The following is a 16,910-nucleotide window of genomic DNA, read 5'->3' as shown; positions in this document are numbered from 1 at the left end:
CAGGCGCGGCAGGCCCTAGACCGAACGCCCCCCGTCGTCGCGTTCGAGCTCCTGCCGCATGCGCCGCGCGACGGCGCTTCGTCCGTGAGCGTCCAGCTTCAGGTAGATGTTCTTCAGGTGCCACTTGACCGTGTCCAGCGACAGTCCGAGGGTGAGGGCGATCTTCTTGTTGGGCAGGGACTGCAGCAGCAGCTCGGCGATCTCGGCCTCGCGCAGGGTGAGCAGGCGCGTCAGGCGCCGGTCGTCGCGCAGCAGCGGCATGGGCGGCGGCTCGGCACGCGCGTCGCGCTGCAAGCGGGCCAGCGACTCGATCCGCTCGATGAAGAAGCCGAGCACCGGATCGAGATTGGGAATGGCCGCGGCAGAGACGATGAGCGACAGCGCATTGCCGTGCGCGCTCAGCAGGGTCTGCATCAGCCCGAGCCGGTGCCCCAGTCGCAGCGCCGCGCAAACGCGCGTTCTCGAGGCCTCGGCGCGGCCGAGCCTGTGTTCGACCTCCGCTGCCAGCATCTGCAGGGAGGCGACGAGGCCGACCTGTCCGCGCTGCTGGTAGTGGTTGGACAGGCGTTCGATCTTCTCCAGCGCATCGGGAAGCTCGCCGTCGTGCATCGCCATGCGGATGCGCGCGCGCTCCACGATGTCGGCGATGCGCCGCAGGGTGCCGGGCCCCACGCCCGGGTGCCTGGCGTGCAGCGCCTCCATCTCCCGCAACGACTCGCGCGCGCCGTCGGCGTCGCCGGTCGCGAGCTGGATGCCCTGTTGTTCCAGCAGCACGCAGGCCAGCGCGCGGTCCATGGCGAAGCGCCGCATGAAGCCGCCGGCCTGCGCGAGGTGCTCGAGCGCCTCGGTCCAGCGGCCGGCGGCCTGCTGAGCGCGGTTGGCCACGATCATCATGCGCAGGGTGGTGTCGGGGATCAGGCCGTCGTGCGTGCCGAGCTGTTCCTGCATGAAGCGCGCGGCCGCGAGCGGGCCCTGCTGCTCGTACAGCACCTCGACCAGCAGCTGGGCGGTCAGCCGCGCGGCCTCGCGGCAGCGGGCGCCGCGCTCCTGCGCCTCCGCCAGCACCTGGCGGTAGATGCGTTCGGCCCGGTGCATGTGGCCCTCGATGGCGTATGAAAGCCCGACCAGGCACTGGCCCACCAGCGAGCCGAACAGCGTGCCGGCGACCGGCTCGCCATCGATGCGCGGCGCCGGCTCGTCACGCTGGATGCGCCGCGCCTCCTCGAATTCGCCGCGGTGCAGGTGCAGCCAGGTCAGCACGTTGCGTCGCCCGGCGAGCGCGAACTCGTCGGCCGCCGGCGGCGGTGCCAGCAGTTCGGGCAGCAGCCACGAGAGCGCGTCGTTGTCGTCGTTGCGGATGGCGAAAAGGCAGCCGAGCAGCGTCAGCCGGTAGCGCATGGCGGGGTCGAGCGCGCCGGGCATCTGGCGCAGCCGTTCGATGCTGCGGGCGCAGTCGTCGAGCCGGTAGTCGGCCAACTCGACCCAGGCAATCCAGAGAGCGAGGTTTGCGTTGTCGCCGATCTTTCCGGGGTCGATCTGGCGCATGAGCGCGATCACCTCGCTCATCCGGCCCCGCGTGAAAAGCGCCTCCGCGCCCCGCACGGCCAGCCGGGCAGCGGCGTCGTGGTCGTCGGCCGCCAGCGCGTGGCGTACCGCCTGGTGGTGCATGCCGCGGATCGCGAAGGCCTGGCAGGCCGTGGCATGCACCCGCAGGCGCGTGGCTTCGGGCCAGGCCTCGAAACGCACCAGCAGCACGCTGCGCAGCAGCGGATGCATGTGCCACCAGCGCTCGTGGGGGGCCGTCTCCGGCGTTTCGGTCACCAGCGACAGCAGGCCCTCGTGCACCAGCGGTTCCAGAAGCTCGGCGCACATGGCCGGCGTGAAGCCTTCGCCTGCCAGGTCGGCGCACAGCGGGGCGCTGAAGCGGGTGGCGGCGGCGCAGAAGGTGAGCAGGCGCAGCTGGGTTTCGGACAGGCGCGGGAAGACGTGCGCGTCGAAGTAGGCGGCGAAGGGCTCCGGGTCGGCCACGCCGTGCACCAGCGGCGACTGCACGCCGCGCCGGCGGCGCACGTCGGCGCTGGCCAGCCGCAGCAAAGCCGGCCAACCTTCCGTCAGCCGGTGGATCGCCGCGGCGGCGCGCTCGTCGAGCCGGGGCAGGCGCATGCCGAGGTAGTCGATCGATTCCGGCAGGCTGAAGCGCAGGTCGTCGTTGCGCAGTTCCAGCACCGTCTTGGAGGCGGGGGCGTGCGCCAGCGTCATCGGCAGTTCGTCCTGGCTGGCGAAGACGCACATCAGGTTGGGCGGCGCGTACTCCACGAGCAGTTGCAGCGCGTGCAGCACGAGGCCGCTCTGCGCGCGCTGCACGTCGTCCACGATCAGCACCACCCTGCGTCCGTGCGCCGCGATGCCCCGCACCAGCGCGATGACCATGCGCTCCATGGCGAGCGCGTCGGGAACGGCGTGCGCCATCGCCTGCCGGGGAATGACGGAGTCGATGCCCGCCAGCGCCGACATCAGGCCGGTCATGAAGTGCAGGTCGCCTTCGGGCAGGTCGGCGAGCCTGAGCCAGGCGATGCCCGCGTCCGCGGAGACCAGTTCGCGCTGCCAGGTCAGCAGCAGCGAGCTCTTGCCGAAGCCGGCTGGCGCGCGCAGCACCACGCACCGTCGGGTGTCTGGCCCGTCGAGCCTTTCGAGCAGGCTTCGGCGGACCAGCAGTCGGCGGCTTCGCGTGCGCAGTGCCGGCGTACCGGGTATGGGGACAGGTTGCATCCGTGCGGATTCTGAGTCATCCCGCAAGCGGATCGAATCCCATATTCGAGGGTTTGCCCATCCCCACCCTTCGGGGGTGGGGTGGCGTGCAGGGGCGATGCCGATGACTCGGCGGAGCCCCCGCAAACAAGACTGGAGAACGCCTCATGTTCGATCTTTCGAATCTCAGGATCGGAGCCCGCCTAGGGCTGGGATTTGCGCTGTTGCTGCTGCTTCAGCTCGTCATCACCGGCATCGGCCTGCGCGAGATGGCGCATCTGTCGGAGCGTGTGGCCTTCGCCACCGAGGTCGGCGAACGCAAGCTCAACGAGCTCAACAACGTGCAGTCCGCCATCGGCAAGCGGGCCATCGCGGCGCGCAACCTGGCGCTGGTGTCCGACCCGGCCGCGCAGAAGGGCGACATCGAACTGGTCGGCAGCTCGCAGCGCGAGATCGACACCGGCCTGCAGAGCCTGGCCGCGGTCATGGCCGCGCCGGATGCCGCGACGCCCGACGAGCGCAGGATGCTGGAGAAGCTCGGCGCGCTCGAGGCGCAGTACCTGCCGATCGCGAAGAACGTGGTCGGGCTCGCCACCTCGCGCCAGACCGACGCGGCCGTGAAGGTGCTCACCCAGGAATGCATGCCGCTGCTCAACCAGGTGCTGGCGCATGCCTCGGCCTTCCAGGCGCTGCTGAGGAAGGGCGCGGACGAAAGCACCGCGTCGACACAGGCCGCCTACCAGCGCGCCAAGTGGATGATCGTGTGGATCAGCTGCGCGTCGATGGCCGGCGGGCTGCTGCTGGCGTTCCGCATGACGCGCTCCATCACCCGGCCGCTGGGCCAGGCCGTGACCGTGGCCCAGCAGGTGGCGTCGGGCGATCTCACGGCCCGCATCGAGGTGGCCGACGCCTCGGAGTCGGGCATGCTGATGCGCGCGCTGCGCTCGATGAACGACGAGCTCGCCAAGGTGGTGGGTCAGGTGCGCGAGGGCACCGATTCCATCGCCTCGGCATCGAGCCAGATCGCCTCGGGCAACCGCGACCTGTCGTCGCGCACCGAGGCGCAGGCCAGCTCGCTGGAGCAGACGGCGGCGGCCATGCAGGAACTCACCGGCACCGTCAGGCAGAACGCCGACAACGCGCGCCTGGCCAACGAACTCGCCGACTCCGCCTCGCAGGTGGCCTCGCGCGGCGGGGCTGTGGTCGACCAGGTGGTGGAGAAGATGGCGTCCATCAACGCATCGTCGAGGAAGGTGGTGGAGATCATCGGCGTGATCGACGGCATCTCGTTCCAGACCAACATCCTCGCGCTCAACGCGGCGGTGGAGGCGGCCCGTGCCGGCGAGCAGGGGCGCGGCTTCGCGGTGGTGGCCTCGGAGGTGCGCAGCCTGGCGCAGCGCTCGGCCGCGGCGGCCAAGGAGATCAAGACGCTGATCGGCGACTCGGTGGGCGAGGTGGAGGCGGGAAGCACGCTGGTCAACCAGGCCGGCAGGACCATGGAGGAGATCATGGGCAGCGTGCGCCGGGTGACGGACATCATGGCGGAGATCACCGCGGCCAGCCAGGAGCAGGCCGCCGGCATCGGCCAGGTCAACGACGCCATCAAGCAGATGGACCGCACGACCCAGCAGAACGCGGCGCTGGTCGAGCAGGCCTCAGCCGCAGCTCAGTCGATGAACGACCAGGCCGCGGGGCTGGTGCACGCGGTGCGGATGTTCAAGCTGGCCTGAGCGGGCCGGCCGCGGTCAGTTCGACTTGCTGCGCCACTGCTCGCGCCAGAGCTTGTCGAGCTGCGGCGCGAGCGCGGCGGGCGGCGAGCCCAGCAGGCGGTTGCCGCCGTTGCGCTGCACCAGGCCATAGATGCGGCCGGAGCCCTGGTCGTAGAGCGCGATGGCGTTGTTGTCGTAGCAGTCGTGCGGCTTGCAGAAGGCGTGCAGCAGGTAGCGCGTGCCGTCGACGGTCACCCATTTCGGCTCGGGCGCCGGGCCTTCGCGGCGCACCAGCCATGGCTCGGTCTCGCGCGTGCCCAGGGCGGTGCGCCAGGCCTTCTGCATGGCGGGGCCGCGCGCCAGCGCGGCGGGGCTGCCGGTGGGCGGGGGCGGCACCTTGGCGGCAGGCTCGGGTGGCGGCGGCAGCGCGCGGGCGGCGCCGTTGCAGCGCCAGTAGCGCAGCTTCATCATCTCGGGGCCGAGCTGGCCGGCCAGGGGCTTGTCGGCATCGAGCGTGACGTACTGGCCGCGCGGGCTGCGGTAGACGAGGAAGGTCAGCGCGCCGGCCTTGTCCGTCTCGCCCACCAGCGCCACGTCGAAGCCCGCAGGCGGCGGGCTGTTGCCGAAGAGGCTGTGGACCGTCTGCGGCTCGCGGGTGACCACGCGGCGCTTGCCGCTTTCGGCGATCAGGGAATCCTCCCGGACCTGCAGCGCGGCGGCCGAGTTGTTCGCGCAGTCGGCCGACCATCGGCCGGTGTACTGGCCGACGTAGTTGGGAAGCTGCTGGCCACCCTGCTGCGACCAGGCAGCGGCCGGCAGCAGCGCGGCCAGCACGGCAAGAAGCAGGGCTCGGGAGTCGTTCGTCGTCTTCGCTGTGGTCTGGCGTCTCGTCATTCGTCTTTTCGTTGTCGTTGTTTCGTTCTCTTGTCTCAGGGCGACTTGGGCGCGGGCGTCTTCGGCTTGTAGGCGCAGAAGGCGGCCACCGCGCATTCCCAGCAGCGCGGCTTGCGCGCCACGCAGATGTAGCGGCCATGCAGGATCAGCCAGTGGTGGGCGTGCAGCCGGTACTCCGGTGGGACGCGCTTCTCGAGCTTGAGTTCCACCTCCAGCGGCGTCTTCCCGGGGGCCAGGCCGGTGCGGTTGCCCACGCGGAAGATGTGCGTGTCGACCGCGATCGTCGCCTCGCCGAAGGCCACGTTGAGCACCACGTTCGCCGTCTTGCGCCCGACGCCCGGCAGGGCCTCCAGCTCGGCGCGGGTGCGGGGCACCTCGCCGCCGTGCTTTTCGACCAGGATGCGGCAGGCCTCGATCAGGTGCTTGGCCTTGCTGCGGTACAGCCCGATGGTCTTGATGTACTCCTCCAGCCCTTCCACGCCCAGTTCCAGGATGGCCTGAGGCGTGTTCGCCACCGGAAAGAGCTTGCGGGTGGCCTTGTTCACGCCCACGTCGGTGGCCTGGGCCGACAGCAGCACGGCGGCCAGCAGCTCGAAGGGGGTGCTGTATTCCAGCTCGGTCTCGGGTTCGGGGTTGGCCGCCTGCAGGGTGGCGAAGAAGAGGGGGATGTTGTCTTTTTTCATGGGGCTTCGGAAGGGGCAGGCAAGGCCGCCAGCCGCAATATATCGTCGAAAGCGGATGGCCTTACGCAGCTTTATTGACCGCGCTTTGGCGACAATGCAACCCCAGAAAGTGAGACCGACCATGCAATTCGCCTCCCGCCTCGACAACGTCGAGACCTCCGCCATCCGCGAACTCTTCAAGCTGCTGGGCAAGCCCGGCATCATCAGCTTCGCGGGCGGCTTCCCCGACAGCGCCATGTTCGACGTCGAAGGCCTCAAGGAGGCGAGCCAGAAGGCCCTGGCCGAGGAACCTGGCGGCGCTCTGCAGTACGGCGCGACCGAAGGCTACGAGCCCCTGCGCAGCCAGCTCAGCTCGTTCATGAAGACCAAGGGCGTCGACGTTGACCCCAGCGGACTGATCGTCACCACCGGCAGCCAGCAGGCGCTGGACCTGCTGGGCAAGACCATGATCTCGCCCGGCGACAAGGTGATCGTCGAGGGCCCGACCTTCCTGGCCACCATCCAGTGCTTCCGCCTGTACGGCGCGCAGCTCGTCAGCGCACCCGTCGACGCCAACGGCGTGAAGACCGACGAGCTCGAAAAGCTCATCGCCGAGCACAAGCCCAAGCTCGTGTATCTCATTCCCACCTTCGGCAACCCCAGCGGTGCCACGCTGAGCCTGGAGCGCCGCAAGAAGGTGCTGGAGCTGGCCGTGAAGTACCAGACGCTGATCGTCGAGGACGACCCCTACGGCGACCTCTACTTCGGCGAGGCCCCGCCGCCCTCGATCATGGCGCTGAGCAAGGACGTGCCCGGCAGCCGCGAGCTGCTGGCGCACTGTGGCAGCCTGAGCAAGGTGCTGAGCCCCGGCCTGCGCATCGGCTGGATGATCGCCCCGCCCGAGCTGCTGGCCAAGGCCACCATGTGCAAGCAGTTCAGCGACGCCCACACCAGCACCTTCTCGCAGGCCACGGCCGCCCAGTACCTCAAGAGCGGCCGCATGCCCGCCACGCTGGCCCATGTGCGCGAGGTGTACGGCCAGCGCGCGCAGGCTATGGGCGCGGCGCTCAAGCGCGAGCTGGGCGACGCGGTGAGCTTCACCCAGCCCAACGGCGGCCTGTTCTTCTGGGCCCGCCTGACGGGCGCCAACGGCAAGCTGGCCGATGCGAACGAACTGGCCAAGCGCGCCATCGAGAAGCTGGTGGCCTTCGTGCCCGGCGCGCCGTTCTTCGCGGAGAAGCCCGACGTCGCCACGCTGCGCCTGAGCTTCGCCACGGCCGACGTGGCGAAGATCGAAGAGGGCGTGAAGCGCCTCGGCCAGGCCCTGTAAGGGGCCGGCTCAGGCTCAGGGCGACCGGTGCAGCCGGGGCGCCGCGAGCAGGTCCAGGTTGTCCGTGATGGCCGCATCCACGTTCGGATAGCGGCCTTTCATCTTCGACAGCGTCATGATCGTCTGCAGCGCCTTCAAATCCTTGACCGAGGGCGCGACCTTGATCTGCGCGATGGCCGCGCTGGGGTTGCCGCCGTTGATCAATGCCATCACCTTGCTTGCCCAGTCGTTCGCGCGCGCCATGTCGTCACCTGTCCTGTTGTCCGTGGAATGAGGCGACTGTACACAGCGGGTTAGGATCACCCATGAGAAAAACCTTCCAGCTTCAGGTCGAGGGCAAGCACCCCGACCGTCTACTCGAAGCCATCAAGCACGAGATCCGCAAGTACATCAAGCGCGAGCGGCGCCGCGAACTGCCCGAGGGCATGGACTACTGGGACTTCGACTGCCGCTTCGGCGCGTCGCAGGAATCCGCGAAGTCATCCACCTTTCCGCCATCACCGGCCTGATCGACGGCGTGGTGAAGGAGGGCGGCAAGCAGTTCTACATCGAGATTCTCGCCAAGCCGGCGCAGCGCAAGGCGCGCCCGGCCGGCTCACCGGAATCCGAATCGCCCGAGGAAGGCTGAGCCCCGCTCAGACCAGCGCCTGCGCCAGCCGCAGGCCGTGGCGCTGCTCCGCATCCTGCAGCGAGCGCGCGATCGAGGGGTGCAGCCGCACCCCGTCCTTCGACTGCAATTCCCGACGCTTCAACCCGCCTTCGCCAGGCAGCCGCACAGGTTTTGCCGGGTCGATGGGCGCATTGCCGCGGCACTGCGCTGCCACGTGGTCCATCTGGCGCAGGAAGGCTTCCTTGCCGCCGAAGGCGTTCAAGTCGTGCAGCGTGACGTGCACCGTCGCGCCCCAGCCCTCTGGCGGGTCGGCGCGGCCGTGGCCTGCGAGGCCGGCCGTGAGCGTCTCCACCAGCAGCGCCATGCCATAGCCCTTGTGGCCGTGGCTCAGTCCGCCCACGGGCAGCAGCGTGCCGGGGGGCTGGTCGAACAGCACCTGAGGATCGTTGGTGGGCTTGCCGGCGGCGTCGATCAGCCACTCTTCGGCGAAGGTCTCGCCGGCCGCGCGCTTGCGGTTGCTCATGCCGTTGGTGGTGATGGAGGCGGAGATGTCGACCATCACGCCGCCCTGCGACAGCGGAAAGCCCATGGCCAGCGGATTCGGCGTGAACACCGCCTGCGTGCCGCCGAAGGGCGCGACGCTGGCGGCATTGGGGTCGGAGCAGGCCAGCAGCATCAGCATGTCTTCGTTCAGCGCGCGCAGCATGTAGACGGCGAGGCAGGCGATGTGGTGGCTGCGCCGGATGACCAGCGACGCCGTGCCCAGCTCGCGCGCACGCGGCACCAGCAGGTTCATGCCCTGGTCCATCAGCCACGGGCCGGGCAGGCGCCTGCCGTCCCACAGCACGGCGGCGGGGCGGTCGGACAGCACTTCGGGCGCGCCGTCGCGCGTCATGCCGCCGGATTCCAGCTCCTTGACGTACCCCGCCAGCAGCGCGAGGCCGTGCGTGTCGTGGCCCAGCAGGTCGCCTTCGACCAGCGTGCGCGCGACCACGGCCGCCTTCGGCGCGGCGAGGCCGGTCTTCTGCAGCAGGGCGTCCGCGTAGGCGACGAGTGCATCGGCGCGATAGAGAGGAGCCGATGAAGCAGGCGCGGCGGCGTCGGTCATTTGAGTATTTCCAGCACGCGGTCGAGGCCGCCTTCGTTGATGGCCACCATGGCCTGCTCGCGCACCTTCGGCTTGGCGTGGTAGGCCACCGAGAGACCGGCCTCGCCCATCATCGGCAGGTCGTTGGCGCCGTCGCCCACGGCGATCGTTTCCTGCGGCGAGATGCCCATGAGCGAGGCCACCTCCAGCAGCGTGCGGCGCTTCTCGGCGCCGTCGCAGATGTCGCCCCAGCTCTGCGTGACCACCTCGCCGGTGAGCTTGCCGTCGGCCTCGTCGAGCAGGTTGGAGCGTGCGAAATCGATGCCCAGGCGGTCCTTCACGCGGTTCGCGAAGAAGGTGAAGCCGCCCGACACCAGCAGCACCTTGAGGCCGGCCGCCTTGCAGGCCGACACCAGTTCGGCCGCGCCGGGGTTGAGCTTCAGGCGCTCGTCGTACACCTGCTGCAGCGCCTCGACCGGCACGCCCTTGAGCAGCGCCACGCGGCGGCGCAGGCTTTCCTTGAAGTCCTTGATCTCGCCGCGCATCGTGGCTTCGGTGATCGCGGCCACCTCCGCCTTCTTGCCGACGGCATCGGCGATCTCGTCGATGCACTCGATACTGATCAGCGTCGAGTCCATGTCGAAGGCGATCAGCTTGAAGTCGGCAAGCTTCAGCGGCGGCTTCACGCGCTGGATGACGAGGCCGGGGGAGATTTCAGTAGCGCTCATGCGGTAGCGTTTTCCTTGACGGTGGGCTGGCCCAGGCTGCGCAGCACGTCGCGCACCATCTGGGCCCGGTCCTTGGGTTCTTTCAGTTCGCGCTCGATGCGCAGCTTCTCGTTGCCGGCTAGCTTGATGTGCCTGTTCTTCTGGATCAGCTGGATGATGGCCATGCCGTCCACCGGCGGATCCTTCTTGAAGGTGATGTTGATGATGCCCGGCGCCGCGTCGACCTTCACCACGCCGTAGGGCCGCGCGAGCACGCGCAGGCGGTGGGTGTCGATCAGCGTCTGCGCCTGCGGCGGCAGCTTGCCGAAGCGGTCGACGATTTCCTCCAGCAGCGTGTCGATCTGGTCGGGCGTCTTCGCCGTCGCCAGCTTCTTGTAGAACGACAGGCGCAGGTGCACGTCGCCGCAGTAGTCGTCGGGCAGCAGGGCGGGGGCGTGCAGGTTGATCTCGGTGGTGACCGACAGCGGCGACAGCAGGTCGGGCTCCTGCCCGGCCTTCAGTGCGCGCACGGCCTCGCTCAGCATCTCGTTGTAGAGCTGGAAGCCGATCTCCATCATGTTGCCGCTCTGGTTCTCGCCCAGTACCTCGCCGGTGCCGCGGATCTCCAGGTCGTGCATGGCGAGGTAGAAGCCCGAGCCCAACTCCTCCATCTGCTGGATGGCATCGAGCCGTTGCGCGGCCTGCTTGGTCAGGCCCTCGGTGTCGGGCACCATGAGATAGGCGTACGCCTGGTGGTGCGAACGGCCGACGCGCCCGCGCAGCTGGTGCAGCTGCGCCAGGCCGAACTTGTCGGCGCGGCTGATCACGATGGTGTTGGCGGTCGGCACGTCGATGCCGGTCTCGATGATGGTCGAGCACAGCAGCAGGTTGTGGCGCTGCGCCACGAAGTCGCGCATCACGCGCTCCAGCTCGCGCTCTGGCATCTGGCCGTGGGCCACGGCGATGCGCGCCTCTGGAAGTATCTCTTCCAGCTTCTGGCGGCGGTTCTCGATGGTCTCGACCTCGTTGTGCAGGAAGTAGACCTGCCCGCCGCGCTTGAGCTCGCGCAGCACGGCCTCGCGGATCACGCCGGTGCCCTCGTTGCGAACGAAGGTCTTGATGGCCAGGCGCCGCTGCGGCGCGGTGGCGATCACGCTCAGGTCGCGCAGCCCTTCGAGCGCCATGCCCAGCGTGCGCGGGATCGGCGTGGCGGTGAGCGTGAGCACGTCGACCTCGGCGCGCATGGCCTTCATCGCCTCCTTGTGGCGCACGCCGAAGCGATGCTCCTCGTCGATGATGAGCAGGCCCAGGTTCTTGAACTTGACCGACTGCGAAAGCAGCTTGTGCGTGCCGACCACGATGTCGACCTGTCCGTCGGCCAGCCCCTTGGCGGCGGCGGCGACCTCCTTGGCGGAGCGGAAGCGGCTCATCTCGGCCACCTTCACCGGCCACTTGGCGAAGCGATCGACCAGCGTCTGGTAGTGCTGCTCGGCCAGCAGCGTGGTGGGCGCGAGGAAGGCCACCTGCTTGCCGCCGGTGACGGCGATGAAGGCCGCGCGCAGCGCCACCTCGGTCTTGCCGAAGCCCACGTCGCCGCACACGAGGCGGTCCATGGGTTGCGGCGAGATCATGTCCTGCACCACGGCGTGGATGGCCGCCTTCTGGTCGGCGGTCTCCTGGAAGCCGAAGTCGTTGGCGAACACCTCGTAGTCGGCCGGCGAGTAGCGGAAGGCATGGCCTTCGCGCGCCGCACGGCGGGCATAGATGTTGAGCAGCTCGGCGGCCGAGTCGCGCACCTGCTCGGCGGCCTTGCGCTTGGCCTTTTCCCACTGGCCGGAGCCCAGCTTGTGCAGCGGTGCCTCGTCGGCGCTGACGCCGGTGTAGCGGCTGACCAGGTGCAGCTGGCTCACGGGCACGTAGAGCGTGGCCTTGTCGGCGTACTCCAGGTGCAGCATTTCCTGCAGCAGCGGCTTGCCGTCGGGGCCGTTACCCTGGCCCAGGTCCATGTGGATCAGGCCGCGGTAGCGGCCGATGCCGTGCGCGCTGTGGACCACCGGGTCGCCCACGTTGAGCTCCGACAGGTCCTTGATGAGCGCCTCGACGTCGCTGACCTGCTCCTGCTTCTTGTTGCGCCGGCGCGTGGTGGGCGCGGTGGCGAAGAGTTCGGTTTCGGTGACGAAGTCGATGCCCTGCTCGCGCCACGCGAAGCCAGAGGCCAGCGCGGCGGTGGCGATGCCCGTCTTCTCGTCGCCGGAGGCCTCGAACTCGGCCAGCGAATCGAAGGCCGGTGGATTCACGCCGCTGGCGCGCAGGAAGTCGAGCAGGCTCTCGCGGCGGCCTTCGCTCTCGGCGATCAGCAGCACGCGGTGCGGCGTCTTCGCGATGTGGGCCTTCAGCCCGACCAGCGGATCTTCGGCGCCGCGCACCACGGCAAAGGGCGGCAGCCTGTCGAACTCGGCGTAGGGCGTGTCGGTGTCCACGTCGCCGCGGATGGCGAGCTGCGCATGCGGCTTGGCGCGCTGGTAGAACTGTTCGGCGTTCAGGAACAGCGCCTCGGGCGGCAGGGCGGGGCGCTCGGGGTCTCCGCGCACGAGGCGGTAGCGCTCGTTGGTGTCCTGCCAGAAATGCTGGAAGGCCGGTTCCAGGTCGCCGTGCAGCACCACGGTGGCGTCGGCGCCAAGGTAGTCGAACACGGTGGCCGTCTCGTCGAAGAACAGCGGCAGGTAGTACTCGATGCCGGCGGTGGCCACGCCGTTGCCCATGTCCTTGTAGATGCGGCTCTTGGTCGGGTCGCCTTCGAGCAGTTCGCGCCAGCGGCTGCGGAAGCGCCCGCGCGCGTCGTCGTCCATCGGGAACTCGCGCCCCGGCAGCAGCCGGACCTCGGGCACCGGGTAGAGGCTGCGCTGGGTGTCGGGGTCGAAGGTGCGGATGGTGTCGATCTCGTCGTCGAACAGGTCGACGCGGAAGGGCACGAGCGAGCCCATGGGGAACAGGTCGATCAGGCCGCCGCGCACCGCGTATTCGCCGGGGCTCACCACCTGCGTCACGTGGGTGTAGCCGGCCAGCGTGAGCTGGGCCTTGAGCTTCGACTCCTCCAGCTTCTGCTTGGCCTTGAAGTGGAAGGTGTAGCCGGCCAGGAAGGAGGGCGGCGCCAGCCGATAGAGCGCGGTGGTGGCCGGCACCAGCACCACGTCGGCCTCTTTCTGGCTGATGCGCCAGAGGGTGGCCAGGCGCTCGCTGATCAGGTCCTGGTGGGGCGAGAAGCTGTCGTAGGGCAGCGTCTCCCAGTCGGGGAACAGGGCGCAGCGCAGGTCGGGAGCGAAGAACGCGATCTCGTCGATCAGGCGCTGGGCGTCGTTGGCGTCGGCCGTGAACATCGCGGTGGCGCGCCCGGCGGCCTTCTCGCGCATGGCCAGTTGCGCCAGCAGCAAGGCATCTGCCGACAAGGGAGGACGCGGCAGCGTGAATCGCTTGCCCGCCGTGAGGTGGGGGAGGTCCATGGAACGCTTGATGGAAATGCACAACACCCCGCGCCGGCTGGCGAGGGGTGTGCGTAACGGGCAATTCTAGAATGGCGGCCCTTTATCCGCTTGTCGGCCACGGCCGACGCTGGGCCCCATGTCCTCTTCCCGACTCTTCGTGCTGATCCCGTGCGCCGGCTCCGGCCATCGCGCGGGGCATGCGCAGTCCACGCAACCCAAGCAGTACCGGCGCCTGGCCGGCCTGCCGATGGTGGCCCATACGCTGGAGGCCTTCCGCGCGATGTCGGGGCGCTTCGCCGGGCTGGCGCTGGTGGTGTCGCCGGACGACCGGGACGTGAACGCGGTGCTGCCGCGCTTTCCGGCCGAGAACGAGTACCTGCTGCGCGTGGGCGGCGTGACCCGCGCCGCCACCGTGCGCAACGGCCTCGCGGCGCTGCGCCAGAAGGGCGCCGGCGCGCACGACTGGGTGCTGGTGCACGACGCGGCCCGCTGCCTCGTCACCTCCAGCCAGATCGAGGCGCTCATCGCCGCCTGTGAGCACGATGCCGTCGGCGGCCTGCTGGCTCAGCGGCTGGCCGACACGCTGAAGTCGTCCACCACCGAAGGCCGCGTGGCGCAGACCCTGCCGCGCGCCGACAAGTGGCTGGCGCAGACGCCGCAGATGTTCCGCATCGGCATGCTGCTCGACGCGCTGGAACGCGCCGGCGACGCCGTCACCGACGAGGCCAGCGCCATCGAGGCGATCGGACTGTCGCCACTGCTGGTACCCGGAAGCGCCCAGAACTTCAAGGTCACCTTTCCGGAAGACTTCGCCCTGGCCGAGGCCGTGCTGCTGGGCCGCAGGAAGGAGCTGGCATGACCGCTGCGACTTTCAACATCCGCATCGGCGAAGGCTGGGACGTCCATCAGCTGGTGGCGGGGCGCAAGCTGATCCTCGGCGGCATCGAAGTGCCGCACACCACCGGCCTGCTCGGCCATTCGGACGCCGACGTGCTGCTGCATGCCATCACCGACGCGCTGCTGGGCGGCGCGGGGCTCGGCGACATCGGCCGGCACTTTCCGGACACCGATCCGCAGTTCCGCGGCGCCGATTCGGCCGTGCTGCTGGCCGAGGCGGCGCGCCGGGTGCGTGCCGCGGGCTGGGAGATCGGCAACGTCGACAGCACGGTGATCGCGCAGGCGCCCAAGCTCGCGCCGCACATTCCGCTCATGTGCCAGCGCATCGCCGACACGCTGGGCGTGGCGTTGGAGCAGGTGAACGTGAAGGCCAAGACCGCCGAGAAGCTCGGCCCGGTGGGCGAGGGCCGCGCGATGGAGGCTCGCGCGGCCGTTCTTCTCCACAGATAAGCAAGACCAGCGCGGCCGGCGGCCACCAGTCAGGCGGGCTTCTTTCCGCTGCCGCCCTGCGGTTCGCCGGGCTTGGTGCCGGGCGGCATCGCGCGCGGCATGCGGATGTGCGCTGCCAGACCGCGGCCCGGCGTGCTCGTCAGCGCGAAGGTGCCGCCCATGCGCTCGATGTTCTTCGCCACGATCGACAGGCCCAGTCCTGCACCGGCCGCAGATGTCCGCGCGGTGTCGCCGCGGAAGAAGGGCTTGGTCAGCTGCGCGAGCAGGGCCGGCTCCACGCCCGCGCCGTGGTCGCGCACCTTGATGAGCACCGCGTCGTTGTTGGCCTGCGCCTGGATCGTCACATCGGCCACGCCGGTGGAGGGCGTCTTGCCGTAGCGGCGCGCGTTCTCGACCAGGTTGGAGATGACGCGCGTGAGCTCGACCTCGTCGCCCATCACGCGCAGGTCGGGCGGCACCTCGACCTTGATGTTCATCTCCTCGTAGTCCTGCACGGCGTAGGTGCAGGCATCGACCACGTCGCGCAGCAGCACCGGCTTGGGGTCGACGTGGTCGGGCCGCGCGTAGTCGAGGAACTTGTCGATGATCGCGTCGAGCTGGGCGATGTCGGCGGCCATGTGGTCGCGCGCGTCCTCGTCGGCCACGCTCATCTCGGTTTCCAGCCGCAGCCGGGCCAGCGGCGTGCGCAGGTCGTGCGAGATGCCGGCCAGCATGATGGCGCGGTCCTGCTCGATCTTGGCGAGCTGGTCCGCCATGCGGTTGAAGCCGATGTTGACCGCGCGGATCTCGTTGGTGCGGGCGCGCTCGTCGAGGCGGTGAGCCTCGTACTCGCCTTCGCGCACCTGCATGGTCGCGCGCGACAGCTGCTTGAGCGGCAGGTTGATGAGCCGCGTGATCAGCGCCGCACCCGCCAGCGACAGCGCCATGGCGGTGCTCAGCCATACCAGCCAGGTGCGTCCGCCCACGCGGCTGAAGCGGGTGGGGTCGAGAAGCAGCCAGTAGGTGTCGCTCTCGATGGTGAAGCCGATCCACAGGCCCGCCTCGTCGTTCACGCGGCTGGCCACGGTCGTGCCTTCGCCGAGCTGCTCGATAAGCTCCTCGGTCACGCGCAGGTCGAGCGCGCCGCTGGTGTAGGGCTGGAAGCGGTCGTTGGGCTCGCGCGGCAGGATGCGCACGCCCTCCTGGTCGGCCAGCGTCTTGATCAGCGACACGCGAGTGATGGCGTCGGAGTACACCAGCGCAGCCCGCGTGAGGTTCACGAGCGAGGCGATCTGGTGCGCCGTTTGGATGGCGCGCGGCTCGTATTCGAGCGAGCGGAAAGTCTGCAGCCAGGCGACCGTGCAGCCGATCAGCAGCAGAGCGAGCAGGAAGAAGGTGCGCCAGAAAAGGCTGAAGCCCAGCTTGAGGCCGGGGCGGCGGTCACGCTGCGAGCTCGCTTCGAGCGGGCTCGGCATCGTGACCTGCGCGCCGTCCTCCTGGGCAGCGCCGGGTCTAGGGGGTTGGCCGACGGCCACCTTTCAACGTGGCGTCAGGCCGTGCCGTCCGGCACGAACACGTAGCCCACGCCCCAGACGGTTTGGATGTAGCGGGGCGCAGCGGCGTCGGACTCCACGAGCTTGCGCAGGCGCGAGATCTGCACGTCCAGGCTGCGGTCGAAAGGCTCGAACTCGCGGCCGCGCGCCAGCTGCGCCAGCTTCTCGCGCGACAGCGGTTGACGCGGATGGCGCACCAGCGCCTTCAGCATCGCGAACTCGCCGGTGGTCAGCGAGAGCTCTTCGCCATCCTTCTTCAGGGTGCGCGAGCCGAGGTCGAAGGCGAACGGGCCGAAGGTGACTGTCTCGTTCTCGGTGGAGGGCGCGCCGGGCGCCTCGAGCGGCGGGCGGCGGCGCAGAACGGCGTGCACACGGGCCAGCAGTTCGCGGGGGTTGAAAGGCTTGCCGAGGTAGTCGTCGGCGCCGACTTCGAGGCCGACGATGCGGTCCACGTCCTCACCCTTGGCGGTGAGCATGATGATCGGCGTGCGGTCGTTGGCGGCACGCAGGCGGCGGCAGACGGACAGGCCGTCCTCGCCGGGCATCATCAGGTCGAGCACGATCAGGTCGACCGTGTCGCGCAACAGGATGCGGTTGAGCGCCTTGCCGTCCTCGGCCACGATCACTTCGAAGCCTTCCTGCGTCAGGTAGCGGCGCAGCAGGTCGCGGATGCGGGCGTCGTCGTCGACGATCACGATCTTGTCGGTGCGAGCGGGAACTTGAGTCATTTCTACAACGTCGAATTTGTAACAGCGCCGATTCTGAAGGCGTTGCGGTCCGGTTGAGCCGGATTTGCTTGGGG

13 protein-coding genes and 1 pseudogene are annotated in these 16,910 nt (G+C 69.2%); 5 read left to right on the top strand and 9 right to left on the bottom strand.

Features of this window, described 5'->3' with window-relative positions:
• Positions 1–15 precede the first annotated feature (15 nt).
• On the bottom strand, positions 16–2,769 hold the full coding sequence (locus ACTJLF_RS02835) for a LuxR C-terminal-related transcriptional regulator (RefSeq protein ID WP_440882440.1): 2,754 nt from the start codon (positions 2,767–2,769) through the stop codon (positions 16–18).
• 146 nt (positions 2,770–2,915) lie between these two features.
• On the opposite strand from ACTJLF_RS02835, the gene ACTJLF_RS02830 reads away from it, so the two are divergent.
• On the top strand, positions 2,916–4,478 hold the full coding sequence (locus ACTJLF_RS02830) for a methyl-accepting chemotaxis protein (protein ID WP_019652396.1): 1,563 nt from the start codon (positions 2,916–2,918) through the stop codon (positions 4,476–4,478).
• Between the two features lie 15 nt (positions 4,479–4,493).
• Here ACTJLF_RS02830 and ACTJLF_RS02825 read toward each other — a convergent pair whose 3' ends face one another.
• Complete coding sequence (locus ACTJLF_RS02825) at positions 4,494–5,351, bottom strand: Ivy family c-type lysozyme inhibitor (RefSeq protein ID WP_020722928.1); 858 nt, start codon at positions 5,349–5,351, stop codon at positions 4,494–4,496.
• Between the two features lie 35 nt (positions 5,352–5,386).
• A complete protein-coding gene (gene nth / locus ACTJLF_RS02820; protein WP_019652398.1) occupies positions 5,387–6,034 on the bottom strand; it encodes an endonuclease III in 648 nt (215 codons plus the stop codon).
• A 121-nt stretch (positions 6,035–6,155) separates the two neighbouring features.
• On the opposite strand from nth, the gene ACTJLF_RS02815 reads away from it, so the two are divergent.
• Positions 6,156–7,343 (top strand): aminotransferase-like domain-containing protein, encoded by a 1,188-nt coding sequence (locus ACTJLF_RS02815; protein WP_019652399.1) that lies wholly within the window; start codon positions 6,156–6,158, stop codon positions 7,341–7,343.
• 15 nt (positions 7,344–7,358) lie between these two features.
• Here ACTJLF_RS02815 and ACTJLF_RS02810 read toward each other — a convergent pair whose 3' ends face one another.
• Entirely contained in the window at positions 7,359–7,586 is a 228-nt protein-coding gene (locus tag ACTJLF_RS02810) for a hypothetical protein (protein ID WP_019652400.1), read from the bottom strand.
• Between the two features lie 62 nt (positions 7,587–7,648).
• On the opposite strand from ACTJLF_RS02810, the pseudogene ACTJLF_RS02805 reads away from it, so the two are divergent.
• Positions 7,649–7,971: pseudogene (locus tag ACTJLF_RS02805) on the top strand (DUF6172 family protein).
• Between the two features lie 7 nt (positions 7,972–7,978).
• On the opposite strand, the gene ACTJLF_RS02800 reads toward ACTJLF_RS02805, so the two are convergent.
• Genes ACTJLF_RS02800 through mfd form a run of 3 tightly spaced genes read right to left on the bottom strand, consistent with a single transcriptional unit; the run spans position 7,979 to position 13,247 of the window.
• A complete protein-coding gene (locus ACTJLF_RS02800; RefSeq protein ID WP_440882439.1) occupies positions 7,979–9,061 on the bottom strand; it encodes an Ldh family oxidoreductase in 1,083 nt (360 codons plus the stop codon).
• On the bottom strand, positions 9,058–9,768 hold the full coding sequence (gene serB / locus ACTJLF_RS02795) for a phosphoserine phosphatase SerB (protein WP_019652403.1): 711 nt from the start codon (positions 9,766–9,768) through the stop codon (positions 9,058–9,060). The genes ACTJLF_RS02800 and serB overlap by 4 nt, the downstream gene beginning before the upstream one ends.
• Positions 9,765–13,247 (bottom strand): transcription-repair coupling factor, encoded by a 3,483-nt coding sequence (mfd, locus tag ACTJLF_RS02790; protein WP_132751140.1) that lies wholly within the window; start codon positions 13,245–13,247, stop codon positions 9,765–9,767. Before mfd ends, serB begins: the two co-directional genes overlap by 4 nt.
• Positions 13,248–13,365: 118 nt before the next feature.
• On the opposite strand from mfd, the gene ispD reads away from it, so the two are divergent.
• Both ispD and ispF read left to right on the top strand, forming a co-directional pair.
• Entirely contained in the window at positions 13,366–14,088 is a 723-nt protein-coding gene (gene ispD, locus ACTJLF_RS02785) for a 2-C-methyl-D-erythritol 4-phosphate cytidylyltransferase (RefSeq protein ID WP_126181982.1), read from the top strand.
• Entirely contained in the window at positions 14,085–14,576 is a 492-nt protein-coding gene (gene ispF, locus ACTJLF_RS02780; protein WP_019652406.1) for a 2-C-methyl-D-erythritol 2,4-cyclodiphosphate synthase, read from the top strand. The genes ispD and ispF overlap by 4 nt, the downstream gene beginning before the upstream one ends.
• Positions 14,577–14,605: 29 nt before the next feature.
• On the opposite strand, the gene ACTJLF_RS02775 is transcribed toward ispF, so the two are convergent.
• Complete coding sequence (locus ACTJLF_RS02775; RefSeq protein ID WP_019652407.1) at positions 14,606–16,030, bottom strand: sensor histidine kinase; 1,425 nt, start codon at positions 16,028–16,030, stop codon at positions 14,606–14,608.
• A 74-nt stretch (positions 16,031–16,104) separates the two neighbouring features.
• The gene (ompR, locus tag ACTJLF_RS02770) at positions 16,105–16,836 is read right to left on the bottom strand and encodes an osmolarity response regulator transcription factor OmpR (RefSeq protein WP_007837017.1); all 732 of its coding nucleotides are present in this window, start codon (positions 16,834–16,836) and stop codon (positions 16,105–16,107) included.
• Positions 16,837–16,910: the final 74 nt, after the last annotated feature.

This window comes from Variovorax sp. 22077 (assembly GCF_052044195.1).
GTDB lineage: Bacteria > Pseudomonadota > Gammaproteobacteria > Burkholderiales > Burkholderiaceae_C > Variovorax > Variovorax atrisoli.
This window is presented reverse-complemented; position numbering and strand designations above follow the sequence as displayed.